The 24706-nt window shown below is 58.4% G+C and carries 22 protein-coding genes; 17 read left to right on the forward strand and 5 right to left on the reverse strand.

What is annotated here, in order from left to right:
• Nucleotides 1–87 precede the first annotated feature (87 nt).
• Both ABTV29_RS07555 and ABTV29_RS07560 read right to left on the reverse strand, forming a co-directional pair.
• Nucleotides 88–876, reverse strand: a complete 789-nt coding sequence (locus ABTV29_RS07555) for an MlaA family lipoprotein (RefSeq protein WP_433769508.1) — start codon at nt 874–876, stop codon at nt 88–90.
• On the reverse strand, nt 869–2167 hold the full coding sequence (locus ABTV29_RS07560) for a serine/threonine protein kinase (RefSeq protein ID WP_433769509.1): 1299 nt from the start codon (nt 2165–2167) through the stop codon (nt 869–871). The genes ABTV29_RS07555 and ABTV29_RS07560 overlap by 8 nt, the downstream gene beginning before the upstream one ends.
• 222 nt (nt 2168–2389) lie before the next feature.
• Here ABTV29_RS07560 and ABTV29_RS07565 point away from each other — a divergent pair, with 222 nt between their 5' ends.
• Complete coding sequence (locus ABTV29_RS07565) at nt 2390–2758, forward strand: hypothetical protein (RefSeq protein WP_433769510.1); 369 nt, start codon at nt 2390–2392, stop codon at nt 2756–2758.
• A 124-nt stretch (nt 2759–2882) separates the two neighbouring features.
• Here the strand turns inward: ABTV29_RS07565 and ABTV29_RS07570 are convergent, their stop codons facing one another.
• A complete protein-coding gene (locus tag ABTV29_RS07570) occupies nt 2883–4478 on the reverse strand; it encodes a beta (1-6) glucans synthase (protein WP_433769511.1) in 1596 nt (531 codons plus the stop codon).
• Here ABTV29_RS07570 and ABTV29_RS07575 point away from each other — a divergent pair.
• From ABTV29_RS07575 to ABTV29_RS07590, 4 genes are all read left to right on the forward strand, one after another.
• Nucleotides 4435–4674, forward strand: coding sequence for a hypothetical protein (locus ABTV29_RS07575; RefSeq protein ID WP_433769512.1), 240 nt, complete (start codon nt 4435–4437; stop codon nt 4672–4674). The two genes, ABTV29_RS07570 and ABTV29_RS07575, sit on opposite strands and share 44 nt — an antisense overlap.
• A gap of 105 nt (nt 4675–4779) precedes the next feature.
• A complete protein-coding gene (locus tag ABTV29_RS07580; protein WP_433769513.1) occupies nt 4780–5625 on the forward strand; it encodes a glycine betaine ABC transporter substrate-binding protein in 846 nt (281 codons plus the stop codon).
• Between the two features lie 251 nt (nt 5626–5876).
• Nucleotides 5877–6188, forward strand: a complete 312-nt coding sequence (locus tag ABTV29_RS07585; RefSeq protein WP_433769514.1) for a DUF485 domain-containing protein — start codon at nt 5877–5879, stop codon at nt 6186–6188.
• Complete coding sequence (locus tag ABTV29_RS07590; RefSeq protein ID WP_433769515.1) at nt 6185–7843, forward strand: cation acetate symporter; 1659 nt, start codon at nt 6185–6187, stop codon at nt 7841–7843. The genes ABTV29_RS07585 and ABTV29_RS07590 overlap by 4 nt, the downstream gene beginning before the upstream one ends.
• A gap of 357 nt (nt 7844–8200) precedes the next feature.
• Here the strand turns inward: ABTV29_RS07590 and gltA are convergent, their stop codons facing one another.
• A complete protein-coding gene (gene gltA / locus ABTV29_RS07595) occupies nt 8201–9490 on the reverse strand; it encodes a citrate synthase (protein WP_433769516.1) in 1290 nt (429 codons plus the stop codon).
• 363 nt (nt 9491–9853) lie between these two features.
• Here gltA and sdhC point away from each other — a divergent pair, with 363 nt between their 5' ends.
• The 12 genes from sdhC to ABTV29_RS07655 all read left to right on the forward strand — a co-directional run bounded on the left by sdhC (nt 9854) and on the right by ABTV29_RS07655 (nt 24373).
• The gene (sdhC, locus tag ABTV29_RS07600) at nt 9854–10228 is read left to right on the forward strand and encodes a succinate dehydrogenase, cytochrome b556 subunit (protein WP_016773673.1); all 375 of its coding nucleotides are present in this window, start codon (nt 9854–9856) and stop codon (nt 10226–10228) included.
• A complete protein-coding gene (gene sdhD / locus ABTV29_RS07605; RefSeq protein ID WP_175379128.1) occupies nt 10222–10590 on the forward strand; it encodes a succinate dehydrogenase, hydrophobic membrane anchor protein in 369 nt (122 codons plus the stop codon). Before sdhC ends, sdhD begins: the two co-directional genes overlap by 7 nt.
• A 3-nt stretch (nt 10591–10593) precedes the next feature.
• On the forward strand, nt 10594–12366 hold the full coding sequence (gene sdhA / locus ABTV29_RS07610) for a succinate dehydrogenase flavoprotein subunit (RefSeq protein WP_433769517.1): 1773 nt from the start codon (nt 10594–10596) through the stop codon (nt 12364–12366).
• Nucleotides 12367–12377: 11 nt separating this feature from the next.
• The gene (locus ABTV29_RS07615; protein WP_007959035.1) at nt 12378–13082 is read left to right on the forward strand and encodes a succinate dehydrogenase iron-sulfur subunit; all 705 of its coding nucleotides are present in this window, start codon (nt 12378–12380) and stop codon (nt 13080–13082) included.
• A gap of 276 nt (nt 13083–13358) precedes the next feature.
• Nucleotides 13359–16190, forward strand: coding sequence for a 2-oxoglutarate dehydrogenase E1 component (locus ABTV29_RS07620; RefSeq protein ID WP_433769518.1), 2832 nt, complete (start codon nt 13359–13361; stop codon nt 16188–16190).
• Between the two features lie 42 nt (nt 16191–16232).
• Complete coding sequence (odhB, locus tag ABTV29_RS07625; RefSeq protein ID WP_433769519.1) at nt 16233–17450, forward strand: 2-oxoglutarate dehydrogenase complex dihydrolipoyllysine-residue succinyltransferase; 1218 nt, start codon at nt 16233–16235, stop codon at nt 17448–17450.
• Nucleotides 17451–17547: 97 nt separating this feature from the next.
• The gene (gene lpdA, locus ABTV29_RS07630; RefSeq protein ID WP_110964309.1) at nt 17548–18984 is read left to right on the forward strand and encodes a dihydrolipoyl dehydrogenase; all 1437 of its coding nucleotides are present in this window, start codon (nt 17548–17550) and stop codon (nt 18982–18984) included.
• 198 nt (nt 18985–19182) lie between these two features.
• On the forward strand, nt 19183–20349 hold the full coding sequence (sucC, locus tag ABTV29_RS07635; protein ID WP_224537129.1) for an ADP-forming succinate--CoA ligase subunit beta: 1167 nt from the start codon (nt 19183–19185) through the stop codon (nt 20347–20349).
• Nucleotides 20349–21230 carry a succinate--CoA ligase subunit alpha gene (gene sucD, locus ABTV29_RS07640; RefSeq protein WP_085723285.1) on the forward strand — a complete coding sequence of 294 codons (882 nt, stop codon included), beginning with the start codon at nt 20349–20351 and terminating at the stop codon, nt 21228–21230. Before sucC ends, sucD begins: the two co-directional genes overlap by 1 nt.
• 428 nt (nt 21231–21658) lie before the next feature.
• Nucleotides 21659–22972 (forward strand): branched-chain amino acid transport system II carrier protein, encoded by a 1314-nt coding sequence (gene brnQ, locus ABTV29_RS07645; protein WP_433769520.1) that lies wholly within the window; start codon nt 21659–21661, stop codon nt 22970–22972.
• A 262-nt stretch (nt 22973–23234) separates the two neighbouring features.
• On the forward strand, nt 23235–23972 hold the full coding sequence (locus ABTV29_RS07650; RefSeq protein ID WP_433769521.1) for a DUF599 domain-containing protein: 738 nt from the start codon (nt 23235–23237) through the stop codon (nt 23970–23972).
• Complete coding sequence (locus tag ABTV29_RS07655) at nt 23972–24373, forward strand: MAPEG family protein (protein ID WP_433769522.1); 402 nt, start codon at nt 23972–23974, stop codon at nt 24371–24373. Before ABTV29_RS07650 ends, ABTV29_RS07655 begins: the two co-directional genes overlap by 1 nt.
• Nucleotides 24374–24451: 78 nt before the next feature.
• Here the strand turns inward: ABTV29_RS07655 and ABTV29_RS07660 are convergent, their stop codons facing one another.
• A complete protein-coding gene (locus ABTV29_RS07660; protein WP_110964304.1) occupies nt 24452–24697 on the reverse strand; it encodes a hypothetical protein in 246 nt (81 codons plus the stop codon).
• Between the last annotated feature and the right edge of the window lie 9 nt (nt 24698–24706).

Consider the following 24706-nt stretch of genomic DNA (forward strand, 5'->3'; position numbering starts at 1 on the left):
TGGGTCCGTAACAGTCAACACAGGTGTTGAATGTTACGGACCCATCGCGAGCAGGCTCGCTCCCACAGTTTTTTGTATCCGCTGGATTTACTCGGCAATCTGCAACTTGCGCGACTCGGTGTACACGTAGCGCACTTTCTCGTACTCGAACGGCGAGTTCAGCTGGCCGTAGCGGAAGCTGGTCTGATAGCGCTTGTCGATGCCACGCAGAATCCACACTTCCGGATGGTTGGAGCTGACTTCGGCCACATTGAGGAAGTTGATCGCGTTCTCGGCGGTGAAATCCACCACCAGCCCGCCCGTATCACGCAGGTTCGACGGGCCGAGGACCGGTAGCACGAAGTAGGCACCGGCGGGCACGCCATAGAAGCCCAGGGTCTGGCCAAAGTCCTCGTTCTGGCGCGGCAGGCCCATGGCGGTGGCCGGGTCCCAGAGGCCGGCGATGCCGATGGTGGTGTTGAGCAGCAGGCGCCCGGTGATTTCCATCGAGCGCTGGCCCTTGAACTGCAACAGGCTGTTCAGCAGGTTCGGCACATCACCCAGGTTGTTGAAGAAGTTGCTGACGCCGGTACGCACGAAGCTTGGCGTGACGTAGCGATAGCCGTTGACCACCGGCAGGAATACCCATTGGTCGAAACGGTAGTTGAAGTGGTAGACCCGGCGGTTCCATTCCTCCAGCGGGTCGTAGACGTTCAGCGCACTGAGCGTCGAACGCTCGAATTCACGCTGATCCAGCCCCGGGTTGAATTTCAGCTTGCTCAAGGGCTCCTTGAAGCCGTCGCTGTCGACGACCACCGGGGCGTTGGCTTTGCTGTTGTCGGCATTGGCAGCGGTTGCGCAGAGTAACGCGGCGATAAGCAGGAGGTATTTAGCCACGGAAGAACTCCAGCATGGCGTCGCTGTTGACGCGGTAGTTGAGGTTGCCGCAGTGACCGCCCAACGGGTAGACGGTCAGGCGATCGCCAAAGGTCTTGCGCAGGAAACCAAGGTCGCCCGGGCCGAGGATCACGTCGTCGGCGTTGTGCATGACCGCGATTTTCGGGCTGTTGTGCAGGTAATCCTCGAGTGCATACAGGCTCACCTGGTTGATCAGTTGCAGCAGGCTGCCGCCGTCGGTACGGGCGCGCCACATGGGGATGACCTGCTCGGTGATGTAGCAGTCGAAGTCACACTGCAGTGCCCGCTTGAGGTACGGCGTGAGGCTGGTGCCTTCGGTGATCGGGGTTTTCGGTGGCGTGATCAGCCCGCGGCGGTTGATCAGGTCCGAGGTGAAGGCGATGTCGGCCGCCGAGAAGCGGAACGAGGTGCCGATCAACATGGCCATCTGTTCGTTGGTCAGGTGTTGCTTGGACTGCTGGAAGTCGTAGAGCAGCGCGTCGTTGAGATCGATGTAGCCCTTCTGCTGGAAGTAGCGGGTCAGCTTGTTCAGCACCAGTTCATAGAAGGTGGTCGTATTGGTGATGCCCTTCACCTCTGTCTGCACCAGCTTGTCGAGATTGGTGATCGAGGTGTAGAGGTTCACCGGGGGGTTGAGCAGCAGGACTTTCTTGAAGTTGAAGCTGCGGCGGGTTTCGTCCAGGTGTGCGACGAATGCCGCATCCAGGGCGCCCAGGCTGTAGCCCGTCAGGTAGTAATCGGTGACCGGCAGTTTCGGGTTTTGCGCCCGCACGGCCTGCATCACCCGATACATGTCCTCGGCGTCATCCTTGGTGATGCCCGGCGTGGCAAAGCGCGACGCGGCGCTCATGAAGTCGAAGCTGGTGGGCGAAGACAGCTGCACCACATGGTAGCCAGCCTTGTAGTAAAGCTTTTTCAGGTATTCGTTCAGGCTGCTGTCATAGCGCGCACCGGTGCCGGCGATCAGGAAGATCAGCGGGGCAGGTTTGTCCTGGGTGGCGATGCGATAGGTGAGTTTTTTCACTGGCCAGAAGTTGTCCGGCAGTTCGAATTGACGCTCCGGGCGCAACGTGAGGCTGTGATCGGATTGATCGATGTCATCGTCCAGCGGCAAGTCCGGACGCAAATCCGGTGGTGTCGTGGCGATGGTCGCTTCAAACGGGTTGGTCAGGGGGTAGCCATAACCGGCGGCGTCGACATCAACCGCCAGTGCGGACGCACTCAGGATAAGGCCGCCAAACAGGGCGGCGAAGCGCAAGGAACGGAGCATGACTGAATCCCTTAAGAAAGGTGCCGTATGAAGTTCGCAGGCTATGACCACTGGATTTGCGCCAAAGTGCCACGCATCGGCACCAAACAGGCTTAATTCGGAGTAATAGTAGCTGGACGATACACTTTGCAGTGATTGAATGACCAGTTAACAGTTGTTAGTGCTTGCTTAAGGCTGGCGGGCGATTAAGCTGGCCGCCGTTTTTTCTAGTTGGAGCGTTTCATGTCCCGCCGAATGCCCGTGGTTCTTTTGCTCGTTTTGCTGCCGTTATGGCTGGCCGCCAGTTATGGCGCGCGTTATGGCTTCATGGAGGACGCGCAGTGGGTGGGCATCTGCGTCGATGAGGCGAGCCGCTGGGAATGCCTGGTCCGTTCGAACCTGGGGCTGATGATTCACTTCAATGTATTGGGCTGGAGTGCCCTGGCTGCTGCGGTGATCGGCTTTGTGCTGCCGGGGCGAGCAGGGTGGTGGCTGGCGTTGCTGTCGCTGGTACTCGGGTTTCCGGCGTTGGCGTTGTACAACACGACGCTGGCGGTGTTTGCGGTGGTGATTGCGGGGTTGCGGTTGGTTCGGGCGTCCCGTAGCGCCTGATAAACCGTCATCGCGGGCAAGCCTTGCTCCCACAGGAATGGTGTCGATCGCACAAAATGTGTGCGACTTAAATCCTGTGGGAGCAAGGCTTGCCCGCGAAGAGGCCGGCAAATTCCCTGAAGGCTTAAGCCTTGCGCACCCGCAAACTGCGCCACAACGCCGCCACCATCAACACACTCACCAGCGCCCAGCCCCAGGCCTGTTGGTTCTGCAGGCCTTCACGAAACAGCTGCGGCGCAATGCCGGCACCGATGATGAAGGTCAGCAGGGCGATTTCCCGGCGCGGTACGCTCACCGGACGGCACAGGTAGACCAGCGCCGGCACGATGAACGCCACACTCGGGAAGCTGCGATAGCGCGGGTCGAACACCAGTTCCAGCATGGTGACCGCCGCCGCAAAACCGGCCACTGCCAACAACCAGCCTGATCGGCGTTCGAACACATTGAATGCTCGCCCACGCCAACCTGTGCGGGGGCTCAACGTCAGTGCGGCGTGAGCCAGTATCAGCAGATTCAGCGCCGTGAGAATGGCGACCCACAGCCACTCACTGGTAAAGCGAGTGGTGACCCGCGCCAGATCACCCCATGCTCCCAGTGAGCAAGCCGCCAGGGCGCCCAGCAACGGCAACACCAGTGCCGCGCGAGTGCTGCGCACGCGACCGCCAAGGAACAGCGTGCCGAGGAAGATCAAGCCGCCGACCATCAGCCACTGCGACCAGTACGGCACGTTGGTGACCGGACCGGCCAGCACACCTTTGTCCTGGCGGTCTGCATCGAACAGACCCCAGTAGCCCCCGACCGCGCCTTCACTGGCACGTTTCCACGGCTGGTCGAAGGCCTCGATCAGGTTGTAGTGCCAGCCTTGTTCCTCGGCCATGGCGACAAAACCGCGAATGAACTTGGCCTCGTTGACCCGGCTCGGCAAGGCGGTTTCACGCTGGCGACCTTCGCTCGGCCAGCCGGTTTCACCGATCAGCACGTCCTTGGGAGCGAACTTGTTGCCGAACACCTGGCGTACCTGCGCCACATGTTGCAGGGCGGCATCGATGTTTGAAGGGTCGTCTTCCCAGTACGGCAGCAAGTGAATGGTCAGGAAGTCCACGGCCGGGGCGATCTCCGGGTGCTTGAGCCAGAACTCCCAGACATCGGCATACGTCACGGGTTGCTTAACCTGGCTTTTGACTTTATTGATCAGCCTGGCCAGTTGCGCGCCCGTGACTTCCTTGCGCAGCAGGGTTTCGTTGCCGACGATGACCGCCGTCACCACGTCAGGGTTGGCGTTGGCCGAGGCGATCAACAGATCGACTTCCTTTTCGGTGTCCACCGGGTTGCTGTTGACCCAGGCGCCGATCATCAGCTTCAACCCATGCTTGCGCGCCAGGTCGGGCAGGGCGTCGAGGCCGGTCATGGAATAGGTGCGGATGCACTGGAAACTTTTCGCCAGCAGCGCGAGGTCGGCGTCCATGCGCTCGGGGCGCAAGTTGAACGGCACATCGAACGGCGACTGGTCCTTGTCGAAGGGGGTGTAGGAGGCGCATTGCAGTTTATGCGTCGGGGTGGCGGCGTCCGGCAAAATCACCGGTTTGCCCAAGCCATACCAGAAGCCGCAAAGAGCAAAGAGCCCCAGCAGACAGGCAAACAGATAGGGGGCAAAAGGAAAGCGGGAGGTCACGGGCATGATCAGGCCGTCTGGGAACAAAGCGGCGCATGTTACCTGCATTTGCCGTGTGTCTGGAGGCCTGCATGATTTTGACATGCAAAGTTCGGGCGTGTTGCACGATGCAATTATATGGCGCGAGTTTAATGGCGTTCTGATGTCGTTTCTCGATGCCTTGAGGTCGCTGGCAGAGCAGGTCGCAATGACTGTCGGGTTGATTATCGAAGGCGTCAGTGCCCTCGTTGATAAATCGCGCTGATGAACGAAAGAGTTTGCGGTGGGCGTGATGGGGGCGCTGTGCACCATAACAATACGTTGACGCGACTCGGCATCCGCCGGGCGCAGCACTTTCGGGGAAGTAACGATGAAGATGCGACGACTTTTAGGCGCAGGTGCCGCTCTGGCACTTGCGATCGGTTCCACATTCGCCAGCGCCAAGGAAGTGACCATCGGTTACGTTGACGGCTGGTCCGACAGTGTCGCGACCACCCACGTGGCCGCTGAAGTAATCAAGCAGAAGCTCAATTACGACGTGAAGCTGCAAGCCGTTGCTACCGGGATCATGTGGCAGGGCGTGGCCACTGGCAAACTCGATGCCATGCTGTCCGCCTGGCTGCCGGTGACCCACGGTGATTACTGGGCCAAGAACAAGGATCAAGTCGTCGACTACGGTCCGAACTTCAAGGACGCGAAGATCGGTTTGATCGTGCCGGAGTACGTCAAGGCCAAGTCCATCGAAGATCTGAAAACCGACGACAGCTTCAAGAAGCGCATCGTTGGCATCGACGCCGGTTCAGGCGTGATGATCAAGACCGACCAGGCGATCAAGGACTATGACCTGACCGGCTATCAGAACAAAGCCAGTTCCGGCGCCGGCATGATTGCCGAGCTGACCCGTGCCGAGAAGAAAAACGAATCCATTGCCGTGACCGGCTGGGTGCCGCACTGGATGTTCGCCAAGTGGAAACTGCGCTTCCTCGACGACCCGAAAGGCGTGTATGGCGCGGCTGAAACCGTGAACAGCATCGGCAGCAAGGAGCTGGATACCAAGGCACCGGAAGTGGCCAAGTTCCTGAAAAACTTCCAGTGGGCTTCGAAGGATGAAATCGGCGAAGTCATGCTGGCGATCCAGGAAGGCGCCAAGCCTGAAGCCGCAGCGAAAGACTGGGTAGCCAAGCACCCTGAGCGCGTGGCTGACTGGACTAAATAAACCTCGGTTTATCGCTGTTCGCTTTTCCCTGTGGGAGCGAGCTTGCTCGCGATGGCGGTGTAACAGTCAACGATGATGTTGACGGTTATGGCCTCATCGCGAGCAGGCTCGCTCCCACAGTTGTTTATGGTGTGCTGGTAATTGGCGATTCTGTCATGTGGCTCTAAGACTAAGGTCGTCTGGAACCCGGCTCGCAGCCGCATAGAGTGGATACCGTTCCAACAATAATCTGTGCTGCGAGGATAAAAACAATGAACGACAGCATTTACCTCTCGATTCAAAATAGCCCGCGATTCAAGGAGCTGGTTGGCAAGAGGGAGCGATTCGCCTGGATTCTTTCGGCGATCATGCTAGGGCTTTACTCCGGATTCATCCTTCTGATTGCTTACGGTCCGCAGGTCCTGGGGGCGAAAATCGGCCCTGAGTCCTCGATTACCTGGGGCATACCGATCGGTGTCGGGCTGATTGTTTCGGCCTTCATCCTGACCGGCATTTACGTGCGACGCGCCAACGGCGAATTCGACGACCTGAACAATGCGATTCTCAAGGAGGCTCAGCAATGATCCGGCGTCTAATGGCTCTTCTGAGCATCGCAGCATTCGCACCTGGCGCCTGGGCGGCTGACGCCCTGACCGGCGCGGTGCAAAAACAACCGCTCAACGTTTCCGCGATCCTGATGTTTGTCGCTTTCGTCGGTGCGACCCTGTGCATCACCTACTGGGCTTCCAAGCGCAACAAGTCGGCAGCCGACTACTATGCGGCGGGCGGCAAGATCACCGGCTTCCAGAACGGCCTGGCGATCGCCGGTGACTACATGTCCGCTGCGTCCTTCCTGGGTATTTCCGCACTGGTGTTCACCTCCGGCTACGACGGCCTGATCTATTCGATCGGCTTCCTGGTGGGCTGGCCGATCATTCTGTTCCTGATCGCCGAACGCCTGCGTAACCTGGGCAAATACACCTTTGCCGACGTGGCGTCCTATCGCCTGGGCCAAACCCAGATCCGCTCGCTGTCCGCCTGCGGCTCCCTGGTGGTGGTGGCGTTCTACCTGATCGCCCAAATGGTCGGTGCCGGCAAGCTGATCCAGCTGCTGTTCGGCCTGGACTACCACGTTGCGGTGATTCTGGTCGGTATCCTGATGTGCCTCTATGTGTTGTTCGGCGGCATGCTGGCAACCACCTGGGTGCAAATCATCAAGGCTGTCCTGCTGCTGTCCGGCGCTTCCTTCATGGCGCTGATGGTGATGAAACACGTCAACTTCGACTTCAACATGCTGTTCTCCGAGGCGATCAAGGTTCACCCCAAAGGTGAGGCGATCATGAGCCCTGGCGGTCTGGTGAAAGACCCGATCTCCGCATTCTCCCTCGGCCTGGCGCTGATGTTCGGTACTGCCGGCCTGCCACACATCCTGATGCGCTTCTTCACCGTGAGTGACGCAAAGGAAGCCCGCAAGAGCGTGCTGTATGCAACTGGCTTCATCGGCTACTTCTATATCCTGACCTTCATCATCGGCTTCGGCGCGATTCTGCTGGTCAGCACCAACCCGGCCTTCAAAGATGCGGCTGGCGCACTGGTGGGCGGTAACAACATGGCGGCGGTGCACCTGGCCAATGCGGTCGGTGGCAGCATCTTCCTGGGCTTCATTTCCGCGGTAGCGTTCGCGACCATCCTGGCAGTGGTTGCCGGTCTGACCCTGGCCGGTGCCTCGGCGGTGTCCCATGACCTGTACGCCAGCGTGATCAAGAAAGGCAAGGCCAACGAGAAGGATGAGATCCGCGTCTCGAAAATCACCACTATTGCTCTGGCAATACTGGCGATTGCCCTGGGCATCCTGTTCGAAAGCCAGAACATCGCGTTCATGGTGGGCCTGGCATTCTCCATCGCGGCAAGCTGCAACTTCCCGGTCCTGCTGCTTTCCATGTACTGGAAGAAGCTGACCACCCGTGGGGCGATGATCGGCGGCTGGATGGGCCTGGTGAGTGCGGTAGGGCTGATGGTCCTCGGCCCAACCATCTGGGTGCAGATTCTGCATCACGAGAAGGCTATCTTCCCGTATGAGTACCCGGCGCTGTTCTCGATGATCATTGCGTTCATCGGTATCTGGTTCTTCTCGATCACCGACAAGTCCACTGCGGCTGACAACGAGCGGGCGCTGTTCTTCCCGCAATTCGTTCGTTCGCAGACCGGTCTGGGGGCGAGTGGGGCGGTTTCGCACTAAGGCTCGATGCTTTTATATAGATAGCAGCGTTTAAAAAGATGCCCCGGTCGAGAGATTGGGGCATTTTTTATTGGGCGGTTATCGAACTGAATCTTGAGCAAAGACGATATACGGATGCTGCACGGGTAAATGCAGGTGCTGCCGAAGGCTGCGATCTGTTGATGTTCAAGGGCAAGATCTAAGGATCGCAGCCTTCGGTAGCTCCTGCAGATGGTGTAGAGGCTTCAATCGGGTCGGCAATTTGGCTCTCCCAAGGGCGCAACCAATAGCCGTTTGCTCCCAGGCGCCGCAAACAAAAACGGCCTCTATATAGAGGCCGTTTCCGGTGCAACTCAACACGCTACAGCAAGAAAGCTCTTACTTGCGGTCTTCCAGCTTGGTGATGTCACGCGACTCGTAGCCGGTGTACAGCTGGCGCGGGCGGCCAATCTTGTACGGGCTGGAGAGCATTTCTTTCCAGTGGGAGATCCAGCCGACGGTCCGCGCCAGGGCGAAGATCACGGTGAACATGCTGGTTGGAATGCCGATCGCCTTGAGGATGATCCCCGAGTAGAAGTCGACGTTCGGGTACAGCGAGCGCTCGATGAAGTACGGGTCGGTCAGGGCGATCTCTTCCAGGCGCATGGCCAGTTCGAGTTGCGGATCGTTCTGGATGCCCAGTTCCTTCAGCACTTCGTCGCAAGTCTTCTTCATGACGGTAGCGCGTGGGTCGCGATTTTTGTAAACGCGGTGACCGAAGCCCATCAACTTGAACGGATCGTTCTTGTCCTTGGCCTTGGCAATGAACTTGTCGATGTTCGAAACATCGCCGATTTCATCGAGCATGGTCAGTACGGCTTCGTTGGCGCCGCCGTGGGCAGGGCCCCACAGTGCAGCGATACCGGCGGCGATACAAGCGAACGGGTTGGCACCCGAGGAGCCCGCCAGACGCACGGTGGAAGTCGATGCGTTCTGCTCGTGGTCGGCGTGGAGGATGAAGATCCGGTCCATGGCCTTGGCGAGCACCGGGCTGATCGGTTTGATCTCGCACGGGGTGTTGAACATCATGTGCAGGAAGTTTTCCGCGTACGACAGGTCGTTGCGCGGGTACATCATGGGTTGGCCCATGGAGTACTTGTAAACCATCGCTGCCAGGGTCGGCATCTTGGCAACCAGGCGGATCGCGGAGATTTCGCGATGCTGCGGGTTATTGATGTCCAGGGAGTCGTGGTAGAAGGCCGAAAGGGCACCGACTACACCGCACATCACGGCCATTGGGTGAGCGTCACGGCGGAAGCCGTTGAAGAAGGTCTTCAGTTGCTCGTGAACCATGGTGTGGTTCTTGACGGTGCTGACGAACTGGGCCTTCTGCTCTGCCGTCGGCAGTTCGCCGTTGAGCAGCAGGTAGCAGGTTTCCAGGTAGTCCGACTTTTCAGCCAGCTGCTCGATCGGGTAGCCGCGATGCAGCAGGATGCCGTTGTCGCCATCAATATAGGTGATCTTCGACTCGCAGGAGGCGGTCGACATGAAACCAGGGTCAAAGGTGAAGCGGCCCGTGGCCGTCAGGCTCCGAACATCGATAACATCGGGACCAACGGTGCCGGTTAAAATGGGCAGCTCGACGGGGGCTGCGCCCTCGATGATCAACTGCGCTTTTTTGTCAGCCATGTGGCCTCCTATTCATGCTTGAAATCATCAGACAGACCCCCCACGCAGGGCCCGCACCACTATAGTGAGATAAATTTGAATGTCAATTTGCCTAAAGTCTTGCTCCAGAAGGCTTTAACCGCACTTTTTTCTCGAAATTGCCTGCCATTTACGCCTTTTATGCGAGTTGCGCAATGAGCCGTTTTGGGTAGGTATGTCCGTTGTCATTAGTAGCCTAACTGTCTATACTCGGCCACCGACCGCCAAGGGCTTTTGGGCTTGCTTTATTGGGGGTCGCCTCCCTGGGTGGTGGTTACCTGACCAGTGCACTCCCCAACAACTTTGCCCTGATTGTTAGGGGCTCTTCAGTGTGAAAAAAAAGCCGTGAAAAGCCAACGACCTGTAAACCTAGACCTAAGGACCATCAAACTCCCAGTCACTGCTTACACGTCCATTCTTCACCGTATCTCCGGTGTCATCCTCTTTGTCTGCCTTGCCATCATGCTTTATGCATTGGACAAGTCGCTGAGCTCCGAGGAAGGCTTCGGCCAGGTGAAAGCGTGTCTGACCAGTCCGCTAGCCAAGCTAGTGATTTGGGGCATCCTGTCCGCTCTGCTGTATCACCTGGTAGCCGGCGTGCGCCATTTGATCATGGACATGGGCATTGGCGAGACGCTGGAAGGCGGCAAGCTGGGCTCGAAAATCGTTATCGCCGTTTCCGTGGTGGTAATCGTTCTGGCAGGAGTTTGGATATGGTAACTAACGTCACGAACCTGTCGCGTTCGGGCCTCTATGACTGGATGGCGCAACGCGTTTCTGCGGTCGTTCTCGCGGCTTACTTCATTTTCCTGATCGGATACATCGTCGCCCACCCGGGCCTCGAGTACGCCCAATGGCATGAACTGTTCGCCAGCAACTGGATGCGTATCTTCAGCCTTCTGGCCCTCGTTGCCCTCGGCGCTCACGCCTGGGTCGGCATGTGGACCATCGCGACCGACTACCTGACGCCAATGGCGTTCGGCAAGTCCGCGACCGCTGTACGTTTCCTCTTCCAGGCAGTATGCGGCGTTGCGATGTTCGCTTACTTCGTCTGGGGTGTGCAGATTCTCTGGGGTATCTGAGTCATGGCTAACATTCCAACGATTTCTTTCGACGCCATCATCATTGGTGGTGGCGGCGCCGGCATGCGCGCAGCGCTGCAGCTGGCACAGGGCGGTCACAAGACTGCCGTGATCACCAAGGTGTTCCCGACCCGTTCGCACACCGTATCGGCACAGGGCGGCATCACTTGCGCCATCGCCTCGGCGGATCCGAACGATGACTGGCGCTGGCACATGTACGATACCGTCAAGGGTTCCGACTACATCGGTGACCAGGACGCTATCGAATATATGTGTCAGGAAGGCCCGGCCGCAGTTTTCGAACTGGACCACATGGGTCTGCCGTTCTCCCGTACCGAAACCGGCCGCATCTACCAGCGTCCGTTCGGCGGCCAGTCCAAGGACTACGGTAAAGGCGGCCAGGCTGCCCGTACCTGCGCGGCATCCGACCGCACCGGTCACGCTCTGCTGCACACCCTTTATCAGGGCAACCTGAAAGCCGGTACCACGTTCCTGAACGAGTACTACGCTGTCGACCTGGTGAAGAACGCACAAGGCGAGTTCGTCGGTGTGATCGCAATCTGCATCGAAACCGGCGAAACCACCTACATCCGCGCCAAGGCTACTGTTCTGGCGACCGGCGGTGCTGGCCGTATCTACGCTTCGACCACCAATGCCCTGATCAACACCGGTGACGGCGTCGGCATGGCTCTGCGTGCGGGCGTACCGGTACAAGACATCGAAATGTGGCAGTTCCACCCGACCGGCATCGCCGGCGCCGGTGTACTGGTAACCGAAGGTTGCCGTGGTGAAGGTGGTTACCTGATCAACAAGCACGGCGAGCGTTTCATGGAGCGTTATGCTCCGAACGCGAAAGACCTTGCCGGTCGTGACGTTGTTGCCCGTTCGATGGTTAAAGAAATCATCGCCGGCAACGGTTGCGGTCCGAATGGCGACCACGTGATGCTCAAGCTCGACCACCTGGGCGAGGAAGTGCTGCACAGCCGCCTGCCAGGCATCTGCGAACTGTCGAAAACCTTTGCTCACGTTGACCCGGTTGTTGCTCCGGTTCCGGTTGTTCCGACCTGCCACTACATGATGGGCGGCGTTGCCACCAACATTCATGGCCAGGCGATCACCCAGAACGGTGAAGGCGTGGACGAGATCATCCCTGGTCTGTTCGCTGTAGGTGAAGTGGCTTGCGTATCGGTTCACGGTGCCAACCGCCTCGGTGGTAACTCGCTGCTCGACCTGGTGGTATTCGGTCGCGCTGCCGGCCTGCACCTGGAAAAGGCGCTGACCGACGGCATCGAATACGACGATGCCACCGAAGCCGATATCGAAGCTGCCCTGGCTCGCCTGAACGCACTGAACAACCGTACCGATGGCGAAGACGTCGCTACCCTGCGTCGCGAGCTGCAAAGCTGCATGCAGAACTACTTCGGTGTGTTCCGTACCGGCGAATACATGCAGAAGGGTATTGCCCAGCTGGCCGATCTGCGCAAGCGCATCGCCAACGTCAAGATCAACGATAAGTCGCAGGCGTTCAACACTGCGCGTATCGAAGCTCTGGAACTGCAAAACCTGCTGGAAGTGGCTGAAGCTACCGCCATCGCTGCCGAAGTACGTAAAGAGTCCCGCGGTGCTCACGCCCGTGAAGACTTCGAAGACCGTGACGACGAAAACTGGCTGTGCCACACCCTGTACTTCCCGGGTGAGAAACGCGTTGCCAAGCGTGCCGTGAACTTCTCGCCGAAGACTGTTCCGACTTTCGAACCTAAAGTCCGGACTTATTAAGGGTGACCGCCATGTTGCAAGTCAGTGTTTATCGCTACAACCCTGATCAGGACGCTGCGCCGTTCATGCAGGAATTCCAGGTCGATACCGGTGGTAAAGACCTGATGGTGCTGGACGTGCTCGCGCTGATCAAAGAGCAGGACGAAGGTTTCTCCTATCGTCGCTCCTGCCGTGAAGGCGTTTGCGGCTCCGACGGCATGAACATCAACGGCAAGAACGGCCTGGCGTGCATCACGCCGCTGTCCGCTGTCGTAAAAGGTAACAAGTTGATCGTTCGTCCACTGCCAGGCTTGCCGGTTATCCGTGACCTGGTCGTCGATATGAGCATCTTCTACAAGCAATACGAGAAGGTTAAGCCATTCCTGCAGAACGACACGCCGGCCCCGGCCATCGAGCGTCTGCAGTCCCCTGAAGAGCGTGAAAAGCTCGACGGTCTGTACGAGTGCATCCTGTGCGCCTGCTGCTCGACCTCTTGCCCGTCCTTCTGGTGGAACCCGGACAAGTTCCTGGGCCCAGCTGCCCTGCTGCAAGCGTACCGCTTCCTGGCAGACAGCCGTGACACCAAGACTTCCGAGCGTCTGGCTTCGCTGGATGACCCGTTCAGCGTATTCCGCTGCCGCGGGATCATGAACTGCGTCAACGTATGTCCGAAAGGCCTGAACCCGACTAAGGCCATCGGTCACATCCGTAACATGCTGCTTTCGAGTGGCGTGTGATTCAGCTGCTGTAACCCAGCTGTTGTAAAGGTAGTACCGCTGTACCCGTAGATGCTACGGCGCAGGCTTCAACCGGCGCCGTAGTTTTAACCTGAGCAGTAGCCCAAAAGGCTGCAGCTCTTATTTTGAAGAAATGAGACAAGCAGGGGCATCCGGGCTGGTACCCGGACTATCAGCGTGATCCTAAGTGGCTTGTTTTGGTCGCTGCATTCGGACTTCTGCAAGTTTGCTCGGTGTCGACGCCGGTGGTGTTCCCCTAACCGAGGGTGACCAAGCATGCAAGAAAGCGTGATGCAGCGCATGTGGAACAGCGCCTACCTTTCCGGTAGTAACGCTGCCTATGTGGAAGAGCTTTATGAGCTCTACCTGCACGACCCTAACGCTGTGCCAGAAGAGTGGCGCACCTACTTCCAGAAGTTGCCAGCTGACGGCAACTCTGCCACCGATGTTTCGCACTCCACAATTCGCGATCATTTCGTGTTGCTGGCAAAGAACCAGCGCCGCGCCCAACCGGTTTCCGCCGGTAGCGTGAGCACTGAGCACGAGAAGAAGCAAGTTGAAGTGCTGCGATTGATCCAGGCCTACCGTATGCGTGGCCACCAGGCAGCCCAGCTTGACCCGCTGGGACTGTGGCAGCGTACTGCACCTGCAGACCTGTCGATCAATCATTACGGCTTGACCAATGCCGATCTTGATACGACCTTCCGTGCCGGCGACCTGTTCATCGGCAAAGAGGAAGCGAGCCTACGCGAAATTCACGAAGCGTTGCAGCAGACATATTGCCGCACCATCGGCGCTGAATTTACGCACATCACCGAATCCGAGCAGCGCCAGTGGTTCCAGCAGCGTCTGGAAAGCGTACGCGGCCGTCCGACTTATTCCGCGGACATCAAGGGCCACCTGCTCGAGCGCGTGACTGCAGCTGAAGGCCTGGAAAAATACCTGGGCACCAAATACCCGGGCACCAAGCGTTTCGGTCTGGAAGGCGGCGAAAGCCTGATTCCGATGCTTGACGAGCTGATCCAGCGTTCCGGTTCCTACGGCACCAAGGAAATCGTCATCGGCATGGCCCACCGTGGCCGTCTGAACGTGCTGGTCAACACCTTCGGCAAGAACCCGCGCGAGCTGTTCGACGAGTTCGAAGGCAAGAAGAAGGTCGAGCTGGGTTCCGGTGACGTTAAGTATCACCAGGGCTTCTCCTCCAACGTCATGACCACCGGCGGTGAAGTTCACCTGGCCATGGCCTTTAACCCGTCCCACCTGGAAATCGTTTCGCCAGTGGTCGAGGGTTCGGTCCGTGCCCGCCAGGATCGTCGCAACGATTCCACCGGTGAGAAGGTTCTGCCGATCTCCATCCACGGTGACGCGGCATTCGCCGGTCAAGGCGTGGTGATGGAAACCTTCCAGATGTCGCAAACCCGCGGTTTCAAGACCGGCGGCACCGTGCACATCGTGGTCAACAACCAGGTTGGTTTCACCATCAGCAACCCGCTGGACTCGCGTTCCACCGAGTACGCCACCGACGTCGCGAAAATGATCCAGGCGCCGATCCTCCATGTAAATGGTGATGATCCGGAAGCCGTACTGTTCGTGACCCAGCTGGCCATCGATTACCGCATGCAGTTCAAGCGTGACGTCGTGATCGACCTGGTCTGCTACCGTCGTCGTGGCCACAACGAGGCCGACGAGCCAAGCGGCACCCAGCCACTGATGTATCAGCAGATCACCAAGCAGCGCACTACCCGTGAGCTGTATGCCGATCGTCTGACCCAGAGCGGTGTGTTGGACGTTGCGCGTGTTCAGGCGAAAGTCGACGAATACCGCAATGCGCTGGACAACGGTCTGCACGTAGTGAAAAGCCTGGTCAAGGAACCGAACAAAGAGCTGTTCGTGGACTGGCGTCCGTATCTGGGCCACGCCTGGACTGCGCGTCACGATACTCGCTTCGACCTCAAGACCTTGCAGGAACTGTCCGCCAAGCTGCTGGAAGTTCCGGAAGGCTTCGTGGTCCAGCGTCAGGTTGCCAAGATCTACGAAGACCGTCAGAAGATGCAAGCCGGCGGCCTGCCGATCAACTGGGGTTACGCTGAAACCATGGCGTACGCGACCCTGGCGTTCGAAGGTCACCCGATCCGCATGACTGGCCAGGACATCGGCCGCGGTACGTTCTCGCACCGTCATGCCGTGTTGCACAACCAGAAGGACGCGGGCACCTACATCCCGCTGCAGAACCTGTACGACGGTCAGCCACGCTTCGACCTGTACGACTCGTTCCTGTCCGAAGAAGCGGTGCTGGCGTTCGAGTACGGTTACTCGACCACCACGCCGAATGCCCTGGTTATCTGGGAAGCCCAGTTCGGCGACTTCGCCAACGGTGCCCAGGTGGTTATTGACCAGTTCATCACCAGTGGCGAGCACAAGTGGGGCCGTCTGTGCGGTCTGACCATGCTGCTGCCGCACGGTTATGAAGGTCAGGGTCCGGAGCACTCCTCGGCTCGTCTGGAGCGTTACCTGCAGCTGTGCGCCGAGCACAACATCCAGGTATGCATGCCGACCACGCCGGCTCAGATCTACCACTTGCTGCGCCGTCAGGTGATTCGCCCGCTGCGCAAACCACTGGTAGTCCTGACTCCGAAGTCGCTGTTGCGCCACAAACTGGCTATCTCGACGCTGGAAGATCTGGCCGAAGGTTCGTTCCAGACCGTTATCCCGGAAATCGATGCCCTGGACCCGAAAAAGGTCGAGCGCATTGTTCTGTGTAGCGGCAAGGTCTACTACGACCTGCTGGAAAAACGTCGTGCCGAAGGCCGTGACGATATCGCCATCGTGCGTATCGAGCAGCTGTACCCATTCCCTGAGGACGACTTGAAAGAAGTCCTGGCTCCTTACACCAACGCCAAGCATGCCGTTTGGTGCCAGGAAGAGCCGATGAACCAGGGTGCGTGGTACTGCAGCCAACACCACTTGCGTCGTAGCGTCGCTAACCTCAACAAGTCTCTCGTACTCGAGTACGCGGGCCGTGAGGCTTCCGCCGCACCTGCATGTGGTTACGCATCGATGCACGCCGAGCAGCAGGAACAACTGCTGCAAGACGCCTTTACTGTTTAACGCCTTCGCGCACCTGAAACCGAATTTAAGGAACCACAGACAATGGCTATCGAGATCAAAGCCCCCACTTTCCCGGAATCGGTTGCCGACGGCACCGTTGCCACCTGGCACAAAAAGCCGGGCGAAGCCGTCAAGCGTGACGAGCTGATCGTCGACATCGAAACCGACAAGGTTGTACTGGAAGTGTTGGCCACGGCTGACGGCGTTCTGGGCGCTATCGTCAAGAACGAAGGCGACACCGTCCTGTCCGACGAAGTACTGGGCTCGATCGTTGAAGGTGGCGCTGCCGCCGCAGCGCCTGCTGCTGCACCGGCCGCCGCTCAGGCTGCTGCTCCTGCTGCCGACGGCGAAGACGATCCTGTTGCTGCACCGGCTGCTCGCAAGCTGGCTGAAGAAAACGGCATCAACATCGCTTCCGTTGCCGGTACCGGCAAAGGCGGTCGTGTGACCAAGGAAGACGTGGTAGCAGCCGTTGCCGCCAAGAAAGCCGCTCCAGCTGCCGCGCCTGCCAAGGCTGCTGCACCTGCCGCTGCCGCTCCGGTATTCGCTGCGGGTGACCGCGTTGAAAAACGCGTTCCAATGACCCGTCTGCGTGCCAAGGTTGCCGAGCGTCTGGTTGAAGCTCAATCGAACATGGCGATGCTGACCACTTTCAACGAAGTCGACATGACCGAAGTCATGGCCCTGCGTTCGAAGTACAAGGATCTGTTCGAGAAGTCCCACAACGGCGTGCGCCTGGGCTTCATGTCGTTCTTCGTGAAAGCGGCCACCGAAGCGCTGAAGCGCTTCCCGGCTGTCAACGCGTCGATCGACGGTGCCGACATCGTTTACCACGGCTACGCCGACATCGGTGTTGCCGTGTCCAGCGACCGCGGCCTGGTTGTACCGGTTCTGCGTAACGCCGAACTGATGAGCCTGGCTGAAATCGAAGGCGGCATCGCGACTTTCGGCAAGAAAGCCCGTGACGGCAAACTGTCGATGGAAGAAATGACCGGCGGTACGTTCACCATCACCAACGGCGGTACTTTCGGCTCGATGATGTCGACCCCGATCGTCAACCCGCCGCAGGCCGCAATTCTGGGCATGCACAACATCATCCAGCGTCCTATGGCAATCAACGGCCAGGTCGTTATCCGTCCGATGATGTACCTGGCACTGTCCTACGATCACCGTCTGATCGATGGCAAAGAAGCTGTAACCTTCCTGGTGACCATCAAGAACCTGCTGGAAGATCCGGCTCGTCTGTTGCTGGATATCTGATAGAAGCAGCCCCGAGCTGCAAGCTTCAAGCTGCCTGAAATGGCAGCCTGGCTTGCAGCTTGCGGCTTGAAGCTTTTCGCTAAAGAGGATTTTTTGAATGTCGCAGAAATTTGACGTAGTCGTAATCGGTGCGGGCCCTGGCGGCTACGTTGCCGCCATCAAGGCCGCGCAGCTGGGTCTTTCCACTGCCTGCATCGAGAAGTACACCGATGGCGAGGGCAAACTGGCCCTGGGCGGCACCTGCCTGAACGTCGGCTGCATTCCATCCAAGGCGCTGCTGGACAGCTCCTGGAAATACAAGGAAGCGAAAGAGAGCTTCAACGTCCATGGTATCTCCACCGGCGAAGTCAAGATGGACGTCGCTGCGATGGTTGGCCGCAAGGCAGGCATCGTCAAGAACCTGACCGGCGGCGTTGCCACCCTGTTCAAGGCCAACGGCGTTACTTCGATCCAGGGCCACGGCAAGCTGCTGGCTGGCAAGAAAGTCGAAGTCACCAAGCCTGACGGTTCGGTCGAAGTCATCGAAGCCGAGAACGTGATCCTGGCTTCCGGTTCCCGTCCAATCGACATCCCGCCTGCGCCTGTTGACCAGAAAGTCATCGTCGACTCCACCGGCGCCCTGGAATTCCAGACCGTGCCTAAGCGTCTGGGCGTGATCGGCGCTGGCGTCATCGGCCTGGAACTTGGTTCGGTATGGTCGCGTCTGGGTGCGGAAGTGACTGTCCTGGAAGCCCTGGACACCTTCCTGATGGCAGCTGACACCGCTGTTTCCAAGGAAGCGCTGAAAACCCTGACCAAACAGGGCCTGGACATCAAGCTGGGCGCTCGCGTGACCGGTTCCAAAGTGAACGGCGACGAAGTCGTTGTTAACTACACCGATGCCAACGGCGAACAGACCATCACTTTCGACAAGCTGATCGTAGCCGTTGGTCGCCGTCCGGTGACCACTGATCTGCTGGCCGCCGACAGTGGCGTGACCATCGACGAGCGTGGTTTCGTGTTCGTTGACGACCACTGCGCGACCAGCGTACCGGGCGTCTACGCCATCGGTGACGTGGTTCGCGGCATGATGCTGGCGCACAAGGCGTCGGAAGAGGGCATCATGGTTGTCGAGCGCATCAAGGGCCACAAAGCCCAGATGAACTATGACCTGATCCCTTCGGTTATTTATACTCACCCGGAAATCGCGTGGGTCGGTAAAACCGAACAGGCCTTGAAAGCTGAAGGCGTTGAAGTTAACGTCGGCACCTTCCCGTTCGCAGCATCCGGTCGTGCAATGGCCGCCAACGATACCGGTGGTTTCGTCAAGGTCATCGCCGATGCCAAGACTGACCGTGTATTGGGCGTTCATGTCATTGGCCCGAGCGCTGCAGAACTGGTTCAGCAAGGCGCGATCGCGATGGAATTCGGCACCAGCGCTGAAGACCTGGGCATGATGGTTTTCTCCCATCCGACCCTGTCCGAAGCCTTGCACGAAGCAGCTTTGGCAGTGAATGGCGGCGCCATCCACATCGCCAACCGCAAGAAGCGTTAAGACACAATAAGAAACCACGGCGGTATCGGCCCGTCGTGAGCCTTGCCTGCAAGACTCACCGCGGAATGTCCGCTGGACGCAGCCTTGCGTAGCTGTACCGGGTATCCGGAAAAGCTGCGCAAGCAGCAGTCACAGGTGGTGCGGCACTGATTTAGTGCAGCACCGAATGCGCAGTACCTAACGAAGACGGTAATAAGCATGAATCTTCACGAGTATCAGGGTAAGCAGCTGTTCGCTGAGTACGGCCTGCCAGTATCCAAAGGCTACGCGGTAGACACCCCGGAAGCAGCAGCAGAAGCTTGCGACAAAATCGGCGGCAGCGAGTGGGTTGTCAAAGCCCAGGTCCACGCTGGTGGTCGCGGTAAAGCGGGCGGCGTAAAGCTGGTTCGCAACAAAGAAGACGCCAAAGCCTTCGCACAGCAGTGGCTGGGCAAGCGTCTGGTGACTTACCAGACTGACGCCAACGGTCAGCCAGTCACCAAGATCCTGGTTGAATCGTGCACTGATATCGCTAAAGAGCTGTACCTGGGCGCTGTCGTCGACCGTTCGAGCCGTCGCATCGTGTTCATGGCTTCCACCGAAGGTGGCGTGGACATCGAGAAAATCGCTCACGACACTCCAGAAAAAATTCTGAAAGCCACTATCGATCCACTGGTTGGCGCTCAGCCATTCCAGGGTCGCGAGCTGGCGTTCCAACTGGGTCTGGAAGGCAAGCAAGTTGCCCAGTTCGCCAAGATCTTCGTTGGTCTGGCCAAACTGTTCCAGGATCACGATCTGGCCCTGCTGGAAGTGAACCCGCTGGTGATCAAGGCTGACGGCGATCTGCACTGCCTGGACGCCAAGATCAACATCGACGCCAACGCCATGTACCGTCAGCCTAAGCTGAAGACTTTCCACGATCCGTCGCAAGACGATCCGCGCGAAGCGCACGCTGCCAAGTTCGAACTGAACTACGTAGCACTGGAAGGCAACATCGGTTGCATGGTCAACGGTGCTGGCCTGGCCATGGGTACCATGGACATCGTCAACCTGCACGGCGGCAAGCCAGCCAACTTCCTCGACGTGGGCGGCGGTGCTACCAAAGAACGCGTTACCGAAGCATTCAAGATCATTCTGTCCGACACCAACGTCGCTGCAGTACTGGTTAACATCTTCGGCGGCATCGTTCGTTGCGACATGATTGCCGAAGGCATCATCGGTGCAGTGAAAGAAGTCGGCGTGAAAATCCCGGTTGTTGTTCGCCTTGAAGGCAACAACGCTGAGCTGGGCGCTAAAGTACTGGCAGAAAGCGGTTTGAACATCATCGCTGCTACCAGCCTGACCGACGCTGCTCAACAAGTTGTCAAAGCTGCGGAGGGCAAATAATGAGCGTCCTGATCAATAAAGACACCAAAGTTATCTGCCAGGGTATTACCGGTTCGCAAGGTAGTTTCCACACCCAGCAAGCCATCGAGTACGGCACCAAGATGGTTGGTGGTGTAACTCCAGGCAAAGGCGGCACCGAGCACCTGGGTCTGCCAGTGTTCAACACCGTGAAAGACGCCGTAGCTGCCACTGGCGCTACCGCCAGCGTGATCTACGTTCCGGCTCCTTTCTGCAAGGACTCGATCCTGGAAGCTGCTTTCGGCGGCATCAAGCTGATCGTCTGCATCACCGAAGGCATTCCTACCCTGGACATGCTGGACGCTAAAGTTAAGTGCGACGAGCTGGGTGTTACCCTGATCGGCCCTAACTGCCCAGGCGTGATCACTCCAGGCGAATGCAAGATCGGCATCATGCCAGGTCACATTCACTTGCCAGGCAAGGTCGGTATCGTTTCCCGTTCCGGCACCCTGACCTACGAAGCTGTGAAGCAGACTACTGACGCCGGTTTCGGTCAGTCGACTTGCGTCGGCATCGGTGGTGACCCGATCCCGGGTTCGAACTTCATCGACATCCTGAAGCTGTTCCAGGAAGACCCGAAGACCGAAGCGATCGTGATGATCGGTGAGATCGGCGGTTCGGCTGAAGAAGAAGCGGCTGCCTACATCAAGGCAAACGTAACCAAGCCGGTTGTTTCCTACATCGCTGGTGTGACTGCTCCTCCGGGCAAGCGCATGGGCCATGCTGGCGCAATCATCTCTGGCGGCAAAGGCACTGCAGACGAGAAATTCGCTGCTCTGCAAGACGCAGGCGTAAAAACCGTGCGTTCGCTGGCAGACATCGGCAAGGCCCTGGCCGAGCTGACTGGTTGGGAAGTCAAGTAAGCCTCGCGCTTAGCTGACTCTTCACCAAACAAAGGCCACCTTCGGGTGGCCTTTGTCGTTTTCGGGGTTTGAGATGGCAGGGCGGACGCCATCGCTGGCAGGCCCGCTCCCACAGGGATTTGTGGCGCCCATGAAATCTGACTTGCGCAGCAATGCCCGTGGGAGCGAGCTTGCTTGCGATGCCGGACTTACAGGCACCCATCATTTACATGCGAAAACGCGACACAAAAATGTCGTAGATCGGATAGTTCGCCCTCCAACAGTGCGTTTGTCGGACAAATTCGTTAGGCTACGCGCCATTTTTGCGTCCGTCGCCCACAAGGCAGCAACGCGCTAAAGGGTCAGTCCCATACGGACCGGCAGCATTTCCCTCACCCATAAGGGAAACCCCTCTCTAAATTCCGATTCAGTAGTGTGGTATTTCCTTAATGAAAGTGTTGAAAGGCCAGGACATCCTGGCACTTGGTTTTATGACGTTTGCCCTGTTCGTCGGGGCCGGCAACATCATCTTCCCGCCTATCGTCGGTTTGCAGTCCGGGCCTAATGTCTGGATGGCGGCGCTGGGCTTTCTGGTCACGGCAGTGGGACTGCCGGTGGTCACCGTCGTAGCGCTGGCCAAAGTCGGTGGCGCCATGGACGCCTTGAGCAGCCCGATCGGCAAGCTGGCGGGTGGTCTGTTGGCCGCTGCCTGTTACCTCGCTGTCGGCCCTCTGTTTGCCACGCCGCGCACCGCGACCGTGTCGTTCGAAGTGGGTCTGGCTCCGCTGACCGGTGAAAGCCCGTTGGCGCTGTTCCTGTACAGCTCGGTGTATTTCCTGCTGGTGTTCTTCATCTCGCTCTATCCGGGCCGCCTGCTGGACACTGTGGGGCGTTTCCTCGCGCCACTGAAAATCATTGCCCTGGCAGTATTGGGTATCGCGGCATTCGCCTTGCCGGCGGGTGATATCGGTCAGGCAACGCCTGAATACGTGGCCGCACCGTTTTCCCAGGGGTTCATCAATGGTTACCTGACCATGGATACCCTCGGCGCACTGGTGTTTGGCATTGTGATCGTCAACGCCATCCGCTCCCGGGGCGTTGAATCGCCAGCGCTGATCACGCGCTACGCGATCATCGCCGGACTGATTGCCGGTGTGGGTCTGGCGCTGGTGTACATCAGCCTGTTCCGTCTCGGTTCGGGCAGCCACGAAGTGGCCGTTGGCGCGACCAATGGCGCGGCGGTATTGCACGCTTATGTGCAGCACACCTTCGGTTCGCTGGGCAGTGGCTTCCTCGCGGTGCTGATCTCCCTGGCGTGCCTGGTGACGGCAGTAGGCCTGACCTGTGCCTGCGCCGAGTACTTCAGTCGCGTACTGCCACTGTCGTACAAGACGCTGGTGATCATCCTGGCTGCGTTCTCCCTGCTGGTGTCCAACCTGGGCCTGACCAAGCTGATCGCGTTCTCGATCCCGGTACTGACTGCAATCTACCCGCCTTGCATCGCCCTGGTTGCCCTGAGCTTCTGCAAGGACTTCTGGCATGAACAAGGCCGCATCGTTGGCCCGGTGATGCTGGTGTCTTTCGTCTTCGGTCTGATCGATGCGCTCAAGGGTGCCGGTCTGGCGGAGTGGATGCCGGCGCAGTTGGCTCACCTGCCGCTGAGCGATCAAGGCCTGGCGTGGCTGGTGCCATCGGTGATGACCCTGGTGGTCGCCGTGGTCTGCGATCGCCTGCTGGGCAAGCGCGAAGAAGTGCTGGCTTAAATGCTTCTACGGCCCGTCACAAGCGGGCCGATCAGGCAAAAAAGAAAATGCCCCGTATCCATCGATACGGGGCATTTTTTATGGGCGTTTGGCAGTGTCTTTTTCCTTAAGCTAGCGTCGAAGCATTGCGAAAATCCCATGTGGGAGCGAGCCTGCTCGCGAAGGCGGCATTAAATTCAACAGGTGTGTTGGATGATCCAGCGCAATCGCGAGCAGGCTCGCTCCCACAGTTTTGCCTTTCCTTGTCATCAAAAGGACCTGCATGTCGTTCATCCAAGCCAACCTGATCCACATCCTTGCCGCGTTCTGGTTTGTCATCTGCTGGGGCGGTTACACCCGCTATGCGACCTGGAAAGGCCGCGATACTGCCTGCCTGGCCAGCGTCCTGCATCTGTACCGCGAGGACTGGATGCGCCGCATGCTGCTGCGTGACAACCGCATCGCCGATGCCAGCGTGATCGGCAACCTGGAGCGCAACGCTTCCTTCTTCGCCTCCAGCACCCTGATTATCCTGGCTGGCATCCTGACGGTGCTTGGGTCGTCCGAACGGGCGGTGTCGCTGCTGGCGGATATCCCGATGGTGCAACAGGCGACCCAGGGCATGTCGGAAATCAAGTTGCTGTGCCTGGCGCTGGTGTTCGTCTACGCCTTCTTTACCTTCAGCTGGTGCATGCGCCAGTACAACTTCGCCGCGATTCTGGTGGGTTCGGCGCCGATGGCCGGTGAGCGACATGTGTCCGAGCTGGAGCGCAAGGCCTTCGCCGCCCGCGCTGCGCGGGTCATCTCCATGGCGGCCAACCAGTTCAACTTTGGCCTGCGTTCCTATTACTTCGGTATGAGCATGCTCGCCTGGTTTGTCAGCCCCTGGTTGTTCATGTTGATGAGCGCCGGAGTGGTGTTCGTGTTGTATCGGCGCGAGTTTCATTCCGACGTTCTCGACGTGATGGTCTATACCCCTACAGAGGCGCCATTGCCCGAGGTAAATAAAGAGGCCGCTTGATGAGTATCCCGTTCTGGTGTGTGTTTATCAGTGCACTGCTGATTTACGTGGCGCGCATGCCCGTTACCAAGGCAATGAAAGAGCAGGGTGGTTACAACAATCACTTGCCACGCCAACAACAGGGGCAACTCACAGGTTTTGGCGCCCGTGCGCTGGCAGCACATCAGAATAGTTTCGAGGCGTTCATCCTGTTTGCGGTGGGTGTCTTGATGGCGCATACCACGCAAACGGCGGGATGGCTCATCGATCTGCTGGCCATCATCTTTGTCATCGCGCGAATTATCTATTTGCTGTGTTACTGGAAAGATCTGACCTGGCAGCGCAGCCTGGTATGGCTGGTTGGATTTATCTGTTCGCTACTGTTGATGATTAGTCCGACTTTTCGCACGATTTTGCTCTAAGGCGGGATGGCAAACAAAATGGCAGGCAAAAGAAAACCCGCACTTGGCGGGTTTTCTTTTATCACGCTAAAAACCGAATTAGTTCTTAGGTGCTTCCGGCGCGGCTTCTTTTGCCGCTGCTTCGTTCGATTCAGCCTGAGCTTTGGCTGCTTCGGCGTTTTCTTTTGCCGCGTCGTTCACTTTATCCTGAGCTTTGCTCATGTCTTGCTGAGCTTGCTCAGCATGTTTGTTGGCTTCTTGAGCTTTGTCCTCGGATTTTTTATCGCAGGCAGCGAGACCGAGGGAAGCGGTCAACATCAAGGCAATAGCTAAAGTCTTACGCATGGGGTGTTT

The organism is Pseudomonas putida, assembly GCF_050989985.1.
In the GTDB taxonomy this organism is placed as follows: domain Bacteria; phylum Pseudomonadota; class Gammaproteobacteria; order Pseudomonadales; family Pseudomonadaceae; genus Aquipseudomonas; species Aquipseudomonas putida_AI.